Here is a 14829-nt window from a genome sequence, read left to right on the forward strand (position 1 = left end):
GCCGCGGTCGACGGGCGCGCCGCCGCCGGGCGCGTCCGCGAACAGCGCGGCCAGCTCGTCCGCCGACGGCGGGTGCGCGCCCTCGACCGCGGCGCGCAGCGTCTCCTCGTCGACGGCGCCAGCGGCAGCCGACAGCCGCACCGCGACACCGTCGTGCACGGCGACGCACTCGTGCTGGTCGTCGACGACGGCACAGCCGGTGTCGGCCGCGCCGCGCGGGTCGGTGGTGAGCATCGCCAGCTCACCGGCGTCCGACACGTACGCGGCGCTGAAGCCGGCCTCGCCGGACACGCCCACGGACTGCGAGACCGGCTCGAACCCGTCCAGCGAGACCGCGTAGACGACCTCCGGGTCGACGCCGACGGACGCGGCGCGCTGGGCCAGCTCGTCCGCGTCGGCCGGCCCCGAACCGCACGCGGCCAATGACACCGCCACCGGTAGCAACCACACGAGGACCCAGCGGCGCGACGACTTCACGCCGGACATCGTCTCAAAGCGACGGCCCGGGCCCCCACGCAGGGGACCCGGGCCGTCGTCCGGACGAACAGACCTCAGTGGCCGTGACCGTGCCCGTGGCCGCCCACCGGCTCGGGCTCCTCGGGCTTGTCGACCACGAGGACCTCGGTGGTGAGCAGCAGGCTCGCGATCGACGCCGCGTTGGCGACCGCGGAACGGGTCACCTTGACGGGGTCGAGCACGCCCTCGGCGATGAGGTCGCCGTACTCGCCGGTGGCGGCGTTGTAGCCGTGGCCCGGCGTGCCGTTCTCGACGTTGGCCACGATGACGTAGCCGTTCTCGCCGGCGTTCTCGGCGATCCACCGCAGCGGCTCGACCAGCGCGCCGCGGACGATGTCGGCACCGGTGGCCTCGTCGCCGGACAGGTCGAGGGCGTCGATGGCCGACCGGGCGTGCACCAGGGCCGCGCCGCCGCCGGAGACGATGCCCTCCTCGATGGCCGCGCGCGTCGCCGACACGGCGTCCTCGATGCGGTGCTTGCGCTCCTTCAGCTCGACCTCGGTGGCCGCGCCGACCTTGATGACGCCGACGCCGCCGGCCAGCTTGGCCAGCCGCTCCTGCAGCTTCTCGCGGTCCCAGTCGGAGTCGGTGTTCTCGATCTCCGAGCGGATCTGGTTGACCCGGCCGTCGATGTCGGCCTGCGAGCCGCCGCCGTCGACGACGGTGGTGTCGTCCTTGGTGACGACGACCCGGCGGGCCGTGCCGAGCACCTCGAGGCCGACCTGGTCGAGCTTGAGACCCAGCTCCTCGGCGACGACCTGGCCGCCGGTGAGGACGGCGAGGTCCTGCAGGATCGCCTTGCGGCGGTCGCCGAAGCCCGGCGCCTTGACGGCGACCGAGGTGAACGTGCCGCGGATCTTGTTGACGACGAGCGTCGACAGCGCCTCGCCCTCGACGTCCTCGGCCACGATGAGCAGCGGCTTGCCGGACTGGACGACCTTCTCCAGCAGCGGCAGCAGGTCGCTGACGGAGGAGATCTTGGCCTGGTGGATCAGGATGTAGGCGTCCTCGAGGACGGCCTCCTGACGCTCCTGGTCGGTGACGAAGTACGGGCTGAGGTAGCCCTTGTCGAACTGCATGCCCTCGGTGAACTCGAGCTCGGTACCGAAGGTCTGCGACTCGTCGACGGTGATGACGCCGTCCTTACCGACCTTGTCGAACGCGTCGGCGATGACCTCGCCGATGGTCTGGTCCTGCGCGGAGATGGCGGCGACCGAGGCGATCTCGGACTTCTCGTCCACGGGGCGGGCGGACTCGACGAGCTTCGCCCGGACGGCCTCGACGGCCGCGTCGATGCCGCGCTTGATGCCCATGGGGTTGGCGCCGGCGGCGACGGACTTCAGGCCGCGGTGCACCATGGCCTGCGCGAGCACCGTCGCGGTGGTGGTGCCGTCACCGGCGACGTCGTTGGTCTTCGTGGCGACTTCCTTGGCGAGCTGAGCGCCGAGGTTCTCGTGCGGGTCCTCCAGCTCCACCTCGCGGGCGATGGTGACGCCGTCGTTCGTGATGGTGGGAGAACCGAACTTCTTGTCGAGGACGACGTTGCGGCCCTTGGGGCCGAGCGTCACCTTGACGGTGTTCGCGAGGGCGTCGACACCGCGCTCCAGGCGCCGGCGGGCGTCCTCGTCGAACTCGAGGATCTTGGGCATGGGGAACCGGTCCCTTTCGATGTCTTGCGAAACGTGGAACGCCCCGACCCGAGCCGTGGAAAGGCCGGGTCAGGGCGTCAGCGCGTCACTTCTGGACGATCGCCAGCACGTCACGGCCGGAGAGGATGAGCAGCTCCTCGCCGCCGTACTTCACCTCGGTGCCGCCGTACTTCGAGTAGAGCACCACGTCGCCGACCTTGACGTCGAGCGGGATGCGCTTCTCGCCCTCGTCGTCCCAGCGGCCCTCGCCGACGGCGACGACCTCGCCCTCCTGGGGCTTCTCCTTGGCGGTGTCAGGGATGACGAGCCCGGACGCCGTGGTCTGCTCCGCCTCCAGCGGCTTGACCACGATACGGTCCTCGAGTGGCTTGATGGAGACCGACACTTGTCTGACCTCCCCTTTCGCGGGATGTCACGAATGCTTGCTGGTGGACCGGCCGTACGTCGCCGTCGTCGCGGGTGCCGGCGACCTCGGCCGTTGGCACTCTCATGGTGAGGGTGCCAACCCTCAAGTTAGCACTCGGTCGAGATGAGTGCTAGTCCGCGGCGGGGGTGAGAGGCTGGCGCCGTGCAGACGGCCACGTTCGACGCGCTCCGCGGCCCCGCGGGCGCCGCGCTGCTGGCGCAGGCCTCGGCGGCGTACGGACGCGAGGACGAGTTCGCGCTGGGCACCCGGCTGCGGCGGACGCACGAGCCGGACCTGGTGGCGGCCGCGCTGACGCAGGCGCGGCTGCGCGCGCGGGCGGTGGACAAGTTCGCGCCGGCCGATGCGGCGCGCATGTTCTTCACGGTCGACGGCTACGAGCAGGCGACCCGGGTCGCCGTCGCCCGGCACCGGGCCGCACGGCTGGCCGCGGCACTCGGTCCCGGCGCGGCCGTCGCGGACCTGTGCTGCGGCATCGGCGGCGACCTCGTCGAGCTGGCCCGGGCCGGCCTGACGGTGACGGGGGTCGACGCGGACCCGCTGACGGCGGCCGTGGCGTCGGCCAACGTCGACGCTCTCGGGTTGACCGCTTCCGCGCGGGTCGAGTGCGCCGACGCGACGACGGTGGACCGGACGGCGTTCGCGGCGGTCGTCTGCGACCCGGCCCGCCGCGGCGGCCGAGGCCGGGTGTTCGACCCCGACGCGTACCGGCCGCCGTGGTCGTTCGTACTGTCGCTGCTGGCGGGGACGGCGTGCGTCAAGGTGGCGCCCGGGCTGCCGCACGAGCGGATCCCTGACGGCGTCGAGGCCGAATGGGTGTCCGAGCGCGGCGAGGTGAAGGAGGCGGCGCTGTGGTCCGGCGCGCTGGCGGCGGACGGCGTCCGGCGGCGGGCGACGCTGCTGCCGTCGGGCGCCACGCTCACCGACCGCGACGACCCCGGGCCGGTCGTCCGCCCGCTGGGCGGGTTCCTGTACGAGCCGGACGGCGCCGTGATCCGGGCGGGCCTGGTGACGGCGGCGGCCGCGCTGGTCGGCGGCGGGCTGCTGGACCCGTCCATCGCGTACGTGACGGCCGGCGCGGCGGTGAACACTCCGTTCGCCCGCGGCTACCGCGTCCTCGACACGCTGCCGTACGACGTGAAGGCGCTGCGGCGGTACGTGCGTGAGCAGGGCGTCGGCGTGCTGACGGTGAAGAAGCGCGGCGTCGGCGTCGAGCCCGAGAAGCTGCGGGCGGCGGTCCGGCCACGCGGCGACCGCAGCGCCATGTTCGTCGTCACCCGCGTGGCCGGCGCGGCGACCGTCATCGTCGCCGAGCCGCTCTGACAGACTCCACCCTCATGGCGGGCAAGCAGAGCGCGGGGATCCTGCTCCACCGCGACGGACCGGACGGCGTCGAGGTGCTGCTCGGGCACATGGGCGGGCCGTTCTGGGCGAAGAAGGACGCCGGAGCATGGTCGCTGCCGAAGGGCGAGTACGAGCCCGACGAGCTGCCGGAGGCCGCCGCCCGGCGCGAGTTCGCCGAGGAACTGGGCCTCCCGGTGCCCGACGGCGAGCTGGTCGAGCTCGGCACGGTGAAGCAGTCCGGCGGCAAGACGGTGACGGCGTGGGCGCTGCGCGGCGACCTCGACCCGTCCGCCGTCGTCCCCGGCACGTTCGAGCTGGAGTGGCCGCCGCGCTCCGGCCGGACCCAGGAGTTCCCCGAGGTCGACCGCGTCGAGTGGTTCCCGCTCGACGTCGCCCGGGAGAAGATCGTCAAGGCCCAGGCCGCGTTCCTCGACCGGCTGGCCGGCGTCGTCTGAACGGTTCGTTCGCATGCGTTGGACCCGTCCCCCTGCTGCCCGATTGTCTTGGCCGCGCACGCGCGCCTCAAGCGGACTGTTGGGCGCTTCGCGCCGGCGATGACCGCTTGACCCGCGCGCCCGCGGCTAAGAACGGGCAGCTATCAGGGGGACGGGGGAAGAGCGGCGACGGTCGTCTGGGGCGTTGGCCCCGTTTTCGGTGTGGCGTTGGTGTCGTGGAGCGTCCACCAGGTGAGATTCCGCCGTGATTCGGGGGCCATCACGAGGATTATTCCAGCATCACCACGGCTGTAGGGGTGTTGATGCTCAGACAATCCTCGTGATGTAGACGATCCTGGATGATCATCGCGCGCCGCCGCCCCGACAAAGCACGCGAAACGGGCACGCCAAGCATGAGGCGTGCCCACATCCTCCCCGTCCCCCTGATAGCTGCCCGTTCTTGGCCGCGTAACCGCGGGTCAAGTCCAAGCGCCCCGACCACAGCGAAGCCCGACCACCACGCGCGCGGACTTGAGGCGCGGTTGCGCGGCAAGAGAATGGGGCAGCAGGGGGACGGGGAACCCAAGCCCACGTCCACCGACGCACGTCCACTCGGCGATCATTCCGACGCCGGATAGTGGCGGGCGATACCCGCGACCAGACGGTCGACGTGGTTCCCGTAGACGGCGTCGACGCCCGTGGCGAGGAGGCGGTCGATGGCCGCACTGCTCTGGGCGTCCCAGCCGAACGCGTGCACGCCGGCCTCGTGGAACAGGTCGACGTAGATCGGGGTCCAGTCGAGCCAGTGCAGGTTGACCGCGTCGATGCCGCGCGCCGCCAGCGTGCGGGCCCGGCCACGGACGCCGTCCTGCAGGCGGCTCACTCGCGTGGAGTCGACCAGCCGGACGTCGGACGCGAGCGCCCGCCAGCGCGTCACCACGTCCAGCGACGGATGGCACAGCCAGGTCCGCTCGGGCACGCCACCGGCCCGGACGGCCGCGACCACCGGCTCGAACGCGGCCGGGTCCTTGACGTCCAGCGACAGCTCGAAGTCCGTGCCGCACGCGGCGTACAGGTCGGCCAGCGACGGCATGTGCGCCGGCAGCTCCGACCGCCGCAGCGACGACAGTGGCCGGCGCCGGAACCGCGGCCCCACGACGCCGTCGTGGTCGAGCACGACGACGCCGTCGGCGGTCACCCAGGCGTCGCTCTCGAGGCCCGTCGCGCCCAGGCGCAGTGCCAGCTCGAACGCCGGCAGCGTGTTCTCGCGCTCCCGCGCCATGGCACCGCGGTGCGCGAACAGGACGGGCGGTGTGATGGGCGGCGTCCTCATCGCGGCAGCCGCCGCAACGCGCCCTCCAGGGCCTCGCCGGCCTCGGCCATGACCCGCTCGACGATCTCCCGTGCCGGCAGGACGTCGTGGACCAGGGCGGCGGACTGGCCGGTGAACGGCAGGTACTCGTGCAGCCGGCCGGCCGCGAGCGCGTCGAGGACCTCGCCGCGGAGCCGGGTGGACGCGGCGGCGGCACCTCCGGGGTCGGCGTTCCACCGGTCGACGAACGGCGTGCGCAGCACTCGCGGCGTCGCCGGATGCCCGCCGGACGACAGCGGCGGCAGCACGGCGTCGGCGAAGGTGACCTTGACGGCGTCCAGCGGCGCGGCGTCGACGATGGCCCGCTTCCAGTCGGCGGCGACGGCGGCCTCCGTACTGGCGAGGAACCGGGTCCCGAGTGCGACGCCCTGGGCGCCCAGCGCCAGCGCGGCCGCCAGCCCGCGGCCGTCGGCGATGCCACCGGCCGCGACCACCGGGATGTCGCCGGCGATGTCGACGACGGCCGGCACCATCACCATCGTGGAGATCTGGCCGCCGTTGCCGCCCGCCTCTCCGCCCTGCGCCACGATCACGTCGACAGCGAGCTCCACGGCGCGGCGCGCCTGATCCAGGTCGAAGACCTGCTGGACCCACCGGATGCCGGCCTCGTGCGCCCGGCCGACCAGCTCACCCGGGTCGCCGATGTGGAACGAGATGACGGCCGGGCGCTCGGCCAGCGTCGCCTCGAAGGCCTCCGCGTCGAACGGGCGCATCGTGTGGTTGACCGCGAACGGGCGGTCGGTGAGCCGGCGCAGCCGGGCCCACTGGGCACGCAGGACCGGGAGCGGGGTCACCGCCGTCCCGAGGCTGCCCAGCCCGCCTGCCCCGCACACCGCGGCGGCCAGTTCGACCTGCTCCCAAGGCCCGAACGGCGCACAGATGATCGGGACCTCGATCCCGAGCACGTCACACAGCGGAGTCCGCATCGAGACCCCCTTCCCCGCCGTTGCGATCGTCGCGCAGACGGATCGGCGGCGGCAAGGCCGTTCGCCGCGCAGGCGCGGACGGCATCTTGCGACGGGGCCCCTGGCCTGCGAAAATTGGATCTTGAGCCAGCCCGCTCACCGACTGCCCATGCCCGACGCTGGCCGCGCCGGGTGCGAGTCGTCCCCGCCGGGCGAAATGCCCGTGACTCGCACTCGTTGGCGAAGCGATGCCTCTTGTCAAGAAGGCCGGCGGTTTCACCCCGCAAAAGGCGTGAGATTGGGCATTCCGTAATTACCGGAAGGCGTGTAACACTTCCGGACATGCAGATCCCCTTCGCACCGTCCGACCACAGCAGCCTGGGCGTGGAATGGGAACTGCAACTGGTCGACCCAGAGACCCGCGAGCTCACCTCGGGCGCCGTCGAGATCCTCGAGGAGATCCGCCCGGCCGGCGCCGCGGAGCACCCCAAGGCCAAGCACGAGCTGCTGCAGTCGACCATCGAGGTCGTCACCGGGGTGTGCCACACGGTCGCCGAGGCCCGCGCCGACCTCGCCGAGACGGTGCGCACGGTGGCCAAGGCCGCCGACCGCCGGGGGCTGGCGCTCATGTGCGCCGGCACCCACCCGATCACCAACTGGAACAGCCAGAAGATCAGCCCGAAGCCGCGCTACGAGCAGCTCGTCGAGAACCTGCAGTGGCTGGCCCGCCGGCTGCAGATCTTCGGCGTCCACGTGCACGTCGGGGTGCGGTCGCCGGAGAAAGTCATTCCCATTGTCAACGCCCTGACGTCGTACGTCCCGCATTTCCTGGCGCTGTCGGCGTCCTCGCCCTACTGGGTGGGCCACGACACCGGGCTGGCGTCGTCGCGGAGCAAGGTGTTCGAGGCGCTGCCCACGGCCGGGCTGCCCTACCAGCTGTCGGGCTGGGACCAGTTCGAGAGCTACATGGGGACGCTGATCTCCACCAAGACCATCGACTCCGTCCGCGAGGTGTGGTGGGACATCCGCCCGCACCCCGACTTCGGCACCGTCGAGCTGCGCATCTGCGACGGCCTGCCCACGCTGGACGAGGTGTGCACGATCGCCGCGCTGGCCCAGTGCCTCGTCGAGCGGCTCGACCGCGAGATCGACCGCGGCTACCGGCTGCCGTCGCCGAAGAACTGGGTGGTCCGCGAGAACAAGTGGCGCGCGGCCCGGTTCGGCCTGGACGCCGAGATCATCGTCGACGACCAGGACACCGTCGTGCCCGTGCGCAGGGCATTGCTCGATTTGGCCGACGAACTCATGCCCATTGCCCGTAGACTGTCCTGCACCGCCGAGCTCGCCGGCATCGAACGCATTGTCGCGCAGGGTGCGAGCTATCAGCGGCAGCGGACAATTGCAGAGGCGAACGGCGGTGATTTGACCAAGGTCGTCGACAGCCTCTTGGAAGAGATGGCGACGGGGTTGTGACCGAGTGACCTACGACTGGCTTGCGAGCTGGCTCGATCTGCATACCGACGAACTCACGGCGCTGCGCCGCATGCTGCACGCGCGGCCCGAGCTCGGCCTGAACGAGCACCAGACCACCGATCTCCTCGTCCGGCAGCTGCGCATGTCCGGGCTCGAGCCGCGGGTGCTCCCGCGCGGCACCGGCGTGGTGGTCGACATCGGCACCGGTTCGCGCACCATCGCGCTACGCGCCGACATCGACGCCCTGCCGCTGCCCGACCTCAAGGACGTCCCCTACCGCTCCACCGTCGACGGCGTCTGCCACGCCTGCGGCCACGACGCGCACACCGTCATGGCGCTCGGCGCCGCCCTGGCGCTGGCGAAGGTGCCGCAGCTGCCCGGCCGGGTGCGGGTCATCTTCCAGCCCGGCGAGGAGATCATGGCCGGCGCCCGCGAGGTCATCGCCGCCGGCGCGCTCGAAGGCGTCGAGCGGGCGTTCGCGCTGCACTGCGACCCGCGGCTGCCGGTCGGCCAGATCGGCATGCGCACCGGCCCCATCACGGCGGCCTGCGACCTCGTCGAGGTGCGCGTCGCGGGCCCCGGCGGCCACACCGCCCGGCCGCAGCTGACGGTCGACCTCGTCGACGCCATCTCGCGCATCGCCGCCGACGCCCCGGCCATCCTGGCCCGGCAGATCGACGTCCGCGCCGGGTTCTCGCTGGTGTGGGGGTCCATCCAGGCCGGCGGCCCGCCCAACGCCATCCCCTCGTCGGGCGTGCTGCGCGGCACCGTCCGGGTCCTCGACCACGCGGCCTGGGCCGACGCCGAGAAGTACGTCCGCGCCGTCGTGCGCGACATCGCCCACCCCAGCGGCGCCCGGGTCGAGATCGACTACGAGCGCGGCGTGCCGCCGGTGGTCAACGACGAAGCCAGTGTCGCGCTGATGCGCCAGGCGGTCACCGCCGAGCTCGGCGCTCACGCCGTCACCGGCACGTCGACGAGCATGGGCGGCGAGGACTTCGCCTGGTACGGCGAGCACGTGCCGCTGGCGCTGGCCCGCATCGGGGTGCACGGCAGCGCGCTGGCGAAGATGGGCGACCTCCATCAGGGCGACTTCGACATCGACGAGAAGGCGCTGGCCTACGGCGTCCGGGTGTTCGTCTCCACGGCGCTGGCGGCGCTCACCGCCTCGCGCTGACGGCGTCAGCAGCCCGGCCGCTCGACGCCGTCGACGGCGACCGGAAGCGTGCCACGGGCCGGCGACGTGCCGGCCAGCACCTCGGCCAGCGCGCGGAACGCCCCCGGCGTCCGCCCGTACAGCGCGATCTTGACCGGCGCGTCGCTGGCGCCCAGCGCGTACGGACGGTCCAGCGCGACCACGACGTCGCCGGAGCCGGGCTCGGTCCCGCCGAGCAGCCGCACGGTGGTCGGCGCGTTCGCGTCGGTCGTCAGCCCGGCGGCCGCGGCGGCCTCGTCGAACCGGACGCGGTCGGCCTCCTCGCCGCCGACGACCCGGACGACCCCCTCGACCAGCGGCCCCTCGCAGGCGCCCGCGACGACGGTCACGCCGCCCAGCGACTCCTGGTAGGACAACTCCTCGTGCGCGCCGACCGCGGCCGGGTCGGGTGCCGGGCCGGACGCCTGGTGCAGCATGAGCGCGACGCCGCGCGTGGCCGCCTCGGCCAGCCGCTCGGCGGGCAGCTCACCGCTCGCGACGGCGTCGACGATGGCGGTGTGCGCCGCCTCGGCGTCGGCCGGCATCAGCACGAGGTCCGCACCGGCGGCCAGCGCCCTCACCGCGGCCACGCCCGACCCGTAGCCCTGGCTGATGGCGGCCATGTCCTGCGCGTCGGTGACGACCAGGCCGTCGAACCCCAGCTCGTTCCGCAGCAGACCGATGACCTCGGGCGACAACGACGACGGCACGCCCGCGTCGACGGCCTCGACGTCGATGTGCGCGACCATGATCGCCTCCGCGCCCGCCTCCACCGCCGCCCGGAACGGGACGAAGTCGCGGGCGCGCAGCTCGTCGAGGCTCGCCGTCTGCACCGGCAGCTCCTCGTGGCTGTCGGCCGGCACCGAGCCGTGGCCGGGGAAGTGCTTGGAGACCGCGACGATGCCCGACCGCGCGTAGCCGCGCAGCGACGCCTGGACCGTCTCGGCGACGACCTGCGGGTCGGACGACGCCGACCGGGTGCCGATGGTGGGGTCGTCCGGGCCGGTGGTGACGTCGGCGTCGGGCGCGAACACCATGGTCAGCCCCATGGCCCGCAGCTCCTCGCCGCTGGCCTGGGCGACCTGCTCGGCCGTCGCGGTGTCGCGCGACGCGCCCAGCGTCATGTAGGCGGGGAACTCCGTCGCCGGCGCCTTGATCCGCGCGACCGTCCCGCCCTCCTGGTCGATGCCGATGATGACGGGGTAGCCGCGGTCGCCGCCGGCCCGCTGGATCGCCGCGGTGGCGTCGGTGACCTGCTGGGGCGACTCGACGTTGTCGCCCATGAGGATGACGCCGCCGAGCCCGAGCTCCTCGATCCGGCCGACCGGCGGCTCGAGGCCGGCGTACCGGGCGACGATGACCTGGCCGGCCTGCCGCTCGACCGGCATGTCCGCGACCAGCGCGGCGGCGTGGTCGTACTCCTCCTGGGTGGGTCCCCAGGCCAGCGGCGGCGGAGGCGTAGGCAACGGTGTCGTGGTCGGCGTGCTGGAGGTGGAGCCGCCGGTGGGGCTGGGGCCGCCGGTGTCGCCGTCGCCGGAGCCGCAGGAGGCCAGCAGCAGCGTGCCGGCGAGGAGGAGGAGCAGTCGCCGCATTTCCGCCAGTCTGCCACGGCGGCCGTCCGTCCCGTGAGCGAACGGGTGGCGGGGGCGGCGGCCCGCTCGTAGCGTCGGAGGTATGCGCCGCCCGCTGCCGGTCGTCGGTGACCTGCTCGCGTTCCAGTCCGATCGGCTCCGCTTCGTCACCTCCGCGCACCGCGACCAGGGCGACGTCGCCCGCTTCCGGCTCGGCCCGTTCCCGGTGTGGCAGCTGGCGCACCCCGACCACGTCCGTTCCGTGCTGGTCACCGATGCGGCCGCGTTCCGCAAGGGCATGGTGCTGCAGCGGGCCCGTGTCGTGCTCGGCGACGGCTTGCTCACCGCCGAGGGCGACGTGCACCGTCACCACCGCGACCTCGTGCAGCCGGCGTTCCACTCGCGGCGGATCGCCGGCTACGCGTCGGTGATGATCGACCGCGCGGTCGCGGTGTCCTCGTCGTGGCCGGCGCGGGAGCCGCTGGACGTCCACGCGGCCACCGTGCGGATGACGCTGGAGACGGCCGGCACGACGCTGCTCGGCGCGTCCGTCGACGTCGGGGCCGTCGAGGGCGCGCTGGCCGATCTCCTGAGCGCGTACAAGCTGGCGTTCCTGCCGTTCAGCGAGAAGCTGCAGGGGCTGCCGGTCGGCCCGCTGCGGCGGCTGCAGCGCGGGCGGAAGCGGCTGCACGGCCTGGTCGACTCGGTGGTGGCGGAGCGCACGTCCTCCGGCCACGACGGCGGCGACCTGCTGTCCGCGCTGGTGCCGGGGCCGGACCGCGGCGGCCGCCTGTCGCCCGAGGAACTGCGCGACGAGGCGACCACGCTGCTGCTGGCCGGCCACGAGACGACGGCGAACACGCTGGCGTTCGCGCTGCACCTGCTGGCGGCGCACCCGTCCGTGCAGACGTCGGTGCAGGACGAGGTCGACGCGGTCGGCGTCCCCGGGCCGTCCGACGCCGACCGGCTGCCGCTGTGCCGCGCGGTCGTGTCCGAGGCGCTGCGGCTCTACCCGCCGTCGTGGATGATGGGCCGCCAGGCGCTGTCCGAGTACCCCGTCGGCGGGCACGTCATCCAGCCGGGTGACCTCGTCGTCCTGCCGCAGTGGGTCGTCCACCACGATCCGCGCTGGTGGCCGCAGCCGTTCTCGTTCGACCCCGGCCGCTGGCTGGACGGCGGCGGCGCGACCGGCCGCGAGCGGCCGCGATGGGCGTTCTTCCCGTTCGGCGCCGGCCTGCGCCGCTGCATCGGCGAGGGCTTCGCCTGGACCGAGGCCGTGCTCGGCCTGGCGGCCATCGTGGCGCGCTGGCGGCTGCGCCCCGTCCCCGGCTGGCCCCTGCGGCTGGACCCGCTGATCACCCTGCGCCCCCGTGGCGGCCTCTGGCTCATCCCCGAGCCTCGCTGAGCATGGTCCGCGGCCGGGCCGGGATGTCCGTTCGAGGGTGTTGACACAGATGCCAACTGTTGACACCTGTGCCAACACGTCGAAAAGCACACCCGACCCCCGCCGGGACCGGCCGCGGCGGCGGGATCGGTAGCGTGACGGCATGGATGCGGTGGTCTTCGACCTCGACGGCGTGCTGGTCGACTCCGAGCGAGCCTGGGACGAGGTGCGCCGGACGGTGGTCGCGGAGCACGGAGGGGCGTGGACGGACGCGGCGACGCGGGCGATGCAGGGCATGAGCACGCCGGAGTGGGCGACGTACCTGGTCGACGAGCTCGGGGCGGCGCTCACGCCCGACGAGGCCGCGAAGGTCGTCGTCGACGAGATGGCCCGCCGCTACGCCGACGCGCCGCCGGTCATCGACGGCGCCGCCGACGCCGTCCGCGCCGTGGCCGCGCGCCTGCCCGTCGGCATCGCCAGCTCGTCGCCGCCGGTGCTGATCGAGGCGTTCCTCTCCTTCGCCGGGCTCACCGCCGTGGTGCCGGTCGTCGTGTCCAGCGAGGAGGTGGCCGCCGGCAAGCCGGCCCCGGACGTCTACCTCGAAGCCGCCCGCCGGCTGGACGTCGACCCGCGGCGGGCCGCGGCCGTCGAGGACTCCACCAACGGGCTGCGGTCGGCGCACGCCGCCGGCCTGACGGTGATCGCCGTGCCGAACCCGCACTTCCCGCCCGATCCGGCCGTCCTCGCCGCGACCGCGACCACCGTCCTCGCCGACATCGCCGCGCTCCCGGCGGCGCTCGAGCGGCTCTAGCCCACCAGCACCTGCGTCACCGGAAGTGAGGAGTCGGAGGCGAAGTCCAGCGACGACGGCGGCAGGCCGCGCTCGACGACCGCCGCGCCGAGGGCCGCGATCATCGCGCCGTTGTCGGTGCACAGCGAGAACCGCGGCTGGCGCAGCTCGATGCCCGCCGCGGCGCAGCGCTCGCGGGTGAGGTCGCGCAGCCGGGCGTTCGCCGCGACGCCGCCGGCCAGGACCATGGTCGAGATGCCGCGCTCCTGACAGGCCAGCACCGCCTTCTTCGTCAGCACGTCGGCTACGGCCTCCTGGAAACCCGCGGCCACGTCGGCCACCGGGACGGCCCGGCCCTCCCGCTCGGCCGTCTCCACCCAGCGCGCCACCGCCGTCTTGAGGCCGGAGAAGGAGAAGTCGTAGCGGTGCCGTTCCAGGTCGCGCTGGCTGGTGAGGCCGCGCGGGAAGCGGATCGCCGCGGGGTCGCCGTCGGCCGCGGCGCGCTGGATGTTCGGCCCGCCGGGGTACTTGAGCCCGATCAGCCGGGCGACCTTGTCGAACGCCTCGCCCGCGGCGTCGTCGAGGGTCTGGCCGAGCAGCGTCGCCGAGGTCGCGATGTCCTCGACCAGGAGGATCTCGGTGTGCCCGCCGGACACCAGCAGCGCGACGACGGGCTCGGTCAGCGGGCCGTTCTCCAGCTGCTCCGCCGCCACGTGCCCGACCAGATGGTTGACGCCGTAGAGAGGCCTGTCCAGCGCGACGGCGAGCGCCTTGGCCGCGGACACCCCGACCATCAGCGCCCCGGCCAGGCCCGGACCCGCGGTGACGGCGACGGCGTCGACGTCGGACAGGCCCACGCCGGCCTCGTCGAGCGCCCTGCGCAGCGTCGGCACGATCGCCTCGAGGTGCGCGCGGCTGGCCACCTCGGGGACGACGCCGCCGAAGCGGACGTGCTCGTCGACGGAGCTGGCGACGGCGTTGGCGAGCAGCGTGGTGCCGCGCACCAGGCCGACGCCGGTCTCGTCGCAGGACGTCTCGATGCCCAGGATCAGGGGCTGGTCGCTCACGCCGATGATTATCGCTCCGTCTCCGCCGAGGTCCGCAGCCGTTTCCGCAGGACCAGTCCGTCACGGCCGCCGCCGTAGTACTTGCGCCGCACCGCGATGCGTTCGAAGCCGTGCCGCGCGTAGAACGTCTTCGCCGGCTCGTTGTCGGCGCGCACCTCCAGCAGCAGCTCGCCGGCGCCGCGGCGCCGGGCCTCCGTCTCGAGCGCCGCCATCAGCAGTGTGCCGACACCGCCGCGCTGGTGGGCCGGTGCGACGGCGATGGTCATGACGTCCGCGGGGTCGCCGGGCAGCGCCGGCGCCTGGAGGCCGGCGTAGCCGACCAGCTCTCCGCCGGCCTCGGCGACGACGTACCAGCGGGTGTCCGGCACGCCGGCCAGCTCGGAGCGGAACTGCTCGGCCGACCACGGCGGGTCGCCGGCGAACAGCTCCTGCTCCAGCGGCACGACGGCGTCGAGGTCGGCGAGGCGCATCGGCCGCAGCGCGGTCGTCACCGGGTGAGGACGCTCTTGCGCGCACTCGGCGGCGTGGCGTCGGGGCGGCGCAGGTAGAGCGGGTCGGGCGGGAGAATCTCGACGGCCCGGGCGACGACGGCGGCGGCGAGGTGCGCGGCCGACGGGTACTCGGGCTGGAGCGCGCGGGCGAACGCGTCGGGGTACAGCCGCGCCCCGGCGCCCGCGGCGGGCAGCCGCCGCTCGGCGAGGCCGG

Annotated in this window: 14 protein-coding genes and 1 pseudogene; 6 read left to right on the forward strand and 9 right to left on the reverse strand. The window is 73.6% G+C overall.

Going from position 1 to position 14829, the window contains the following annotated elements:
- The 3 genes from DY240_RS14305 to groES all read right to left on the reverse strand — a co-directional run.
- Positions 1-477, reverse strand: a 477-nt coding sequence (locus DY240_RS14305; RefSeq protein ID WP_119660533.1) for a hypothetical protein, incomplete at its 3' end; no start/stop codon positions are given.
- 74 nt (positions 478-551) lie between these two features.
- A complete protein-coding gene (groL, locus tag DY240_RS14310; protein ID WP_119660534.1) occupies positions 552-2165 on the reverse strand; it encodes a chaperonin GroEL in 1614 nt (537 codons plus the stop codon).
- Between the two features lie 85 nt (positions 2166-2250).
- Entirely contained in the window at positions 2251-2550 is a 300-nt protein-coding gene (gene groES, locus DY240_RS14315; RefSeq protein WP_111255010.1) for a co-chaperone GroES, read from the reverse strand.
- 183 nt (positions 2551-2733) lie between these two features.
- Here groES and DY240_RS14320 point away from each other — a divergent pair, with 183 nt between their 5' ends.
- Together DY240_RS14320 and DY240_RS14325 are read left to right on the forward strand one after the other, a co-directional pair.
- Positions 2734-3912: a class I SAM-dependent methyltransferase gene (locus DY240_RS14320; protein WP_119660535.1), complete on the forward strand. Its 1179-nt coding sequence runs from the start codon at positions 2734-2736 to the stop codon at positions 3910-3912.
- A 14-nt stretch (positions 3913-3926) separates the two neighbouring features.
- Entirely contained in the window at positions 3927-4388 is a 462-nt protein-coding gene (locus tag DY240_RS14325; RefSeq protein WP_119660536.1) for an NUDIX domain-containing protein, read from the forward strand.
- A 598-nt stretch (positions 4389-4986) separates the two neighbouring features.
- Here the strand turns inward: DY240_RS14325 and DY240_RS14330 are convergent.
- Both DY240_RS14330 and DY240_RS14335 read right to left on the reverse strand, forming a co-directional pair.
- The gene (locus DY240_RS14330) at positions 4987-5700 is read right to left on the reverse strand and encodes a glycerophosphodiester phosphodiesterase (RefSeq protein ID WP_119660537.1); all 714 of its coding nucleotides are present in this window, start codon (positions 5698-5700) and stop codon (positions 4987-4989) included.
- The gene (locus tag DY240_RS14335) at positions 5697-6665 is read right to left on the reverse strand and encodes an NAD(P)H-dependent flavin oxidoreductase (RefSeq protein WP_119660538.1); all 969 of its coding nucleotides are present in this window, start codon (positions 6663-6665) and stop codon (positions 5697-5699) included. Before DY240_RS14335 ends, DY240_RS14330 begins: the two co-directional genes overlap by 4 nt.
- Before the next feature lie 321 nt (positions 6666-6986).
- Between DY240_RS14335 and DY240_RS14340 the strand changes: the two genes are divergently transcribed.
- Positions 6987-8117 carry a glutamate--cysteine ligase gene (locus tag DY240_RS14340; protein ID WP_119660539.1) on the forward strand — a complete coding sequence of 377 codons (1131 nt, stop codon included), beginning with the start codon at positions 6987-6989 and terminating at the stop codon, positions 8115-8117.
- 4 nt (positions 8118-8121) lie between these two features.
- Positions 8122-9294 (forward strand): amidohydrolase, encoded by a 1173-nt coding sequence (locus tag DY240_RS14345; RefSeq protein ID WP_233552739.1) that lies wholly within the window; start codon positions 8122-8124, stop codon positions 9292-9294.
- A gap of 5 nt (positions 9295-9299) precedes the next feature.
- Here DY240_RS14345 and DY240_RS14350 read toward each other — a convergent pair whose 3' ends face one another.
- On the reverse strand, positions 9300-10904 hold the full coding sequence (locus DY240_RS14350) for a glycoside hydrolase family 3 protein (RefSeq protein WP_199701504.1): 1605 nt from the start codon (positions 10902-10904) through the stop codon (positions 9300-9302).
- An 82-nt stretch (positions 10905-10986) separates the two neighbouring features.
- On the opposite strand from DY240_RS14350, the gene DY240_RS14355 reads away from it, so the two are divergent.
- Together DY240_RS14355 and DY240_RS14360 are read left to right on the forward strand one after the other, a co-directional pair.
- The gene (locus DY240_RS14355) at positions 10987-12288 is read left to right on the forward strand and encodes a cytochrome P450 (protein WP_119660540.1); all 1302 of its coding nucleotides are present in this window, start codon (positions 10987-10989) and stop codon (positions 12286-12288) included.
- A 142-nt stretch (positions 12289-12430) separates the two neighbouring features.
- A complete protein-coding gene (locus DY240_RS14360; protein WP_119660541.1) occupies positions 12431-13078 on the forward strand; it encodes an HAD family hydrolase in 648 nt (215 codons plus the stop codon).
- Here the strand turns inward: DY240_RS14360 and tsaD are convergent.
- The 3 genes and pseudogenes from tsaD to DY240_RS31985 form a co-directional block, all read right to left on the reverse strand.
- Positions 13075-14124 (reverse strand): tRNA (adenosine(37)-N6)-threonylcarbamoyltransferase complex transferase subunit TsaD, encoded by a 1050-nt coding sequence (gene tsaD, locus DY240_RS14365; protein ID WP_199701507.1) that lies wholly within the window; start codon positions 14122-14124, stop codon positions 13075-13077. The genes DY240_RS14360 and tsaD overlap by 4 nt on opposite strands.
- Before the next feature lie 8 nt (positions 14125-14132).
- A complete protein-coding gene (rimI, locus tag DY240_RS14370) occupies positions 14133-14615 on the reverse strand; it encodes a ribosomal protein S18-alanine N-acetyltransferase (protein WP_199701511.1) in 483 nt (160 codons plus the stop codon).
- Positions 14612-14829: pseudogene (locus DY240_RS31985) on the reverse strand (tRNA (adenosine(37)-N6)-threonylcarbamoyltransferase complex dimerization subunit type 1 TsaB); the annotation flags it as partial. The gene rimI and the pseudogene DY240_RS31985, both read right to left, overlap by 4 nt.

The organism is Jiangella rhizosphaerae, from assembly GCF_003579925.1.
In the GTDB taxonomy this organism is placed as follows: domain Bacteria; phylum Actinomycetota; class Actinomycetes; order Jiangellales; family Jiangellaceae; genus Jiangella; species Jiangella rhizosphaerae.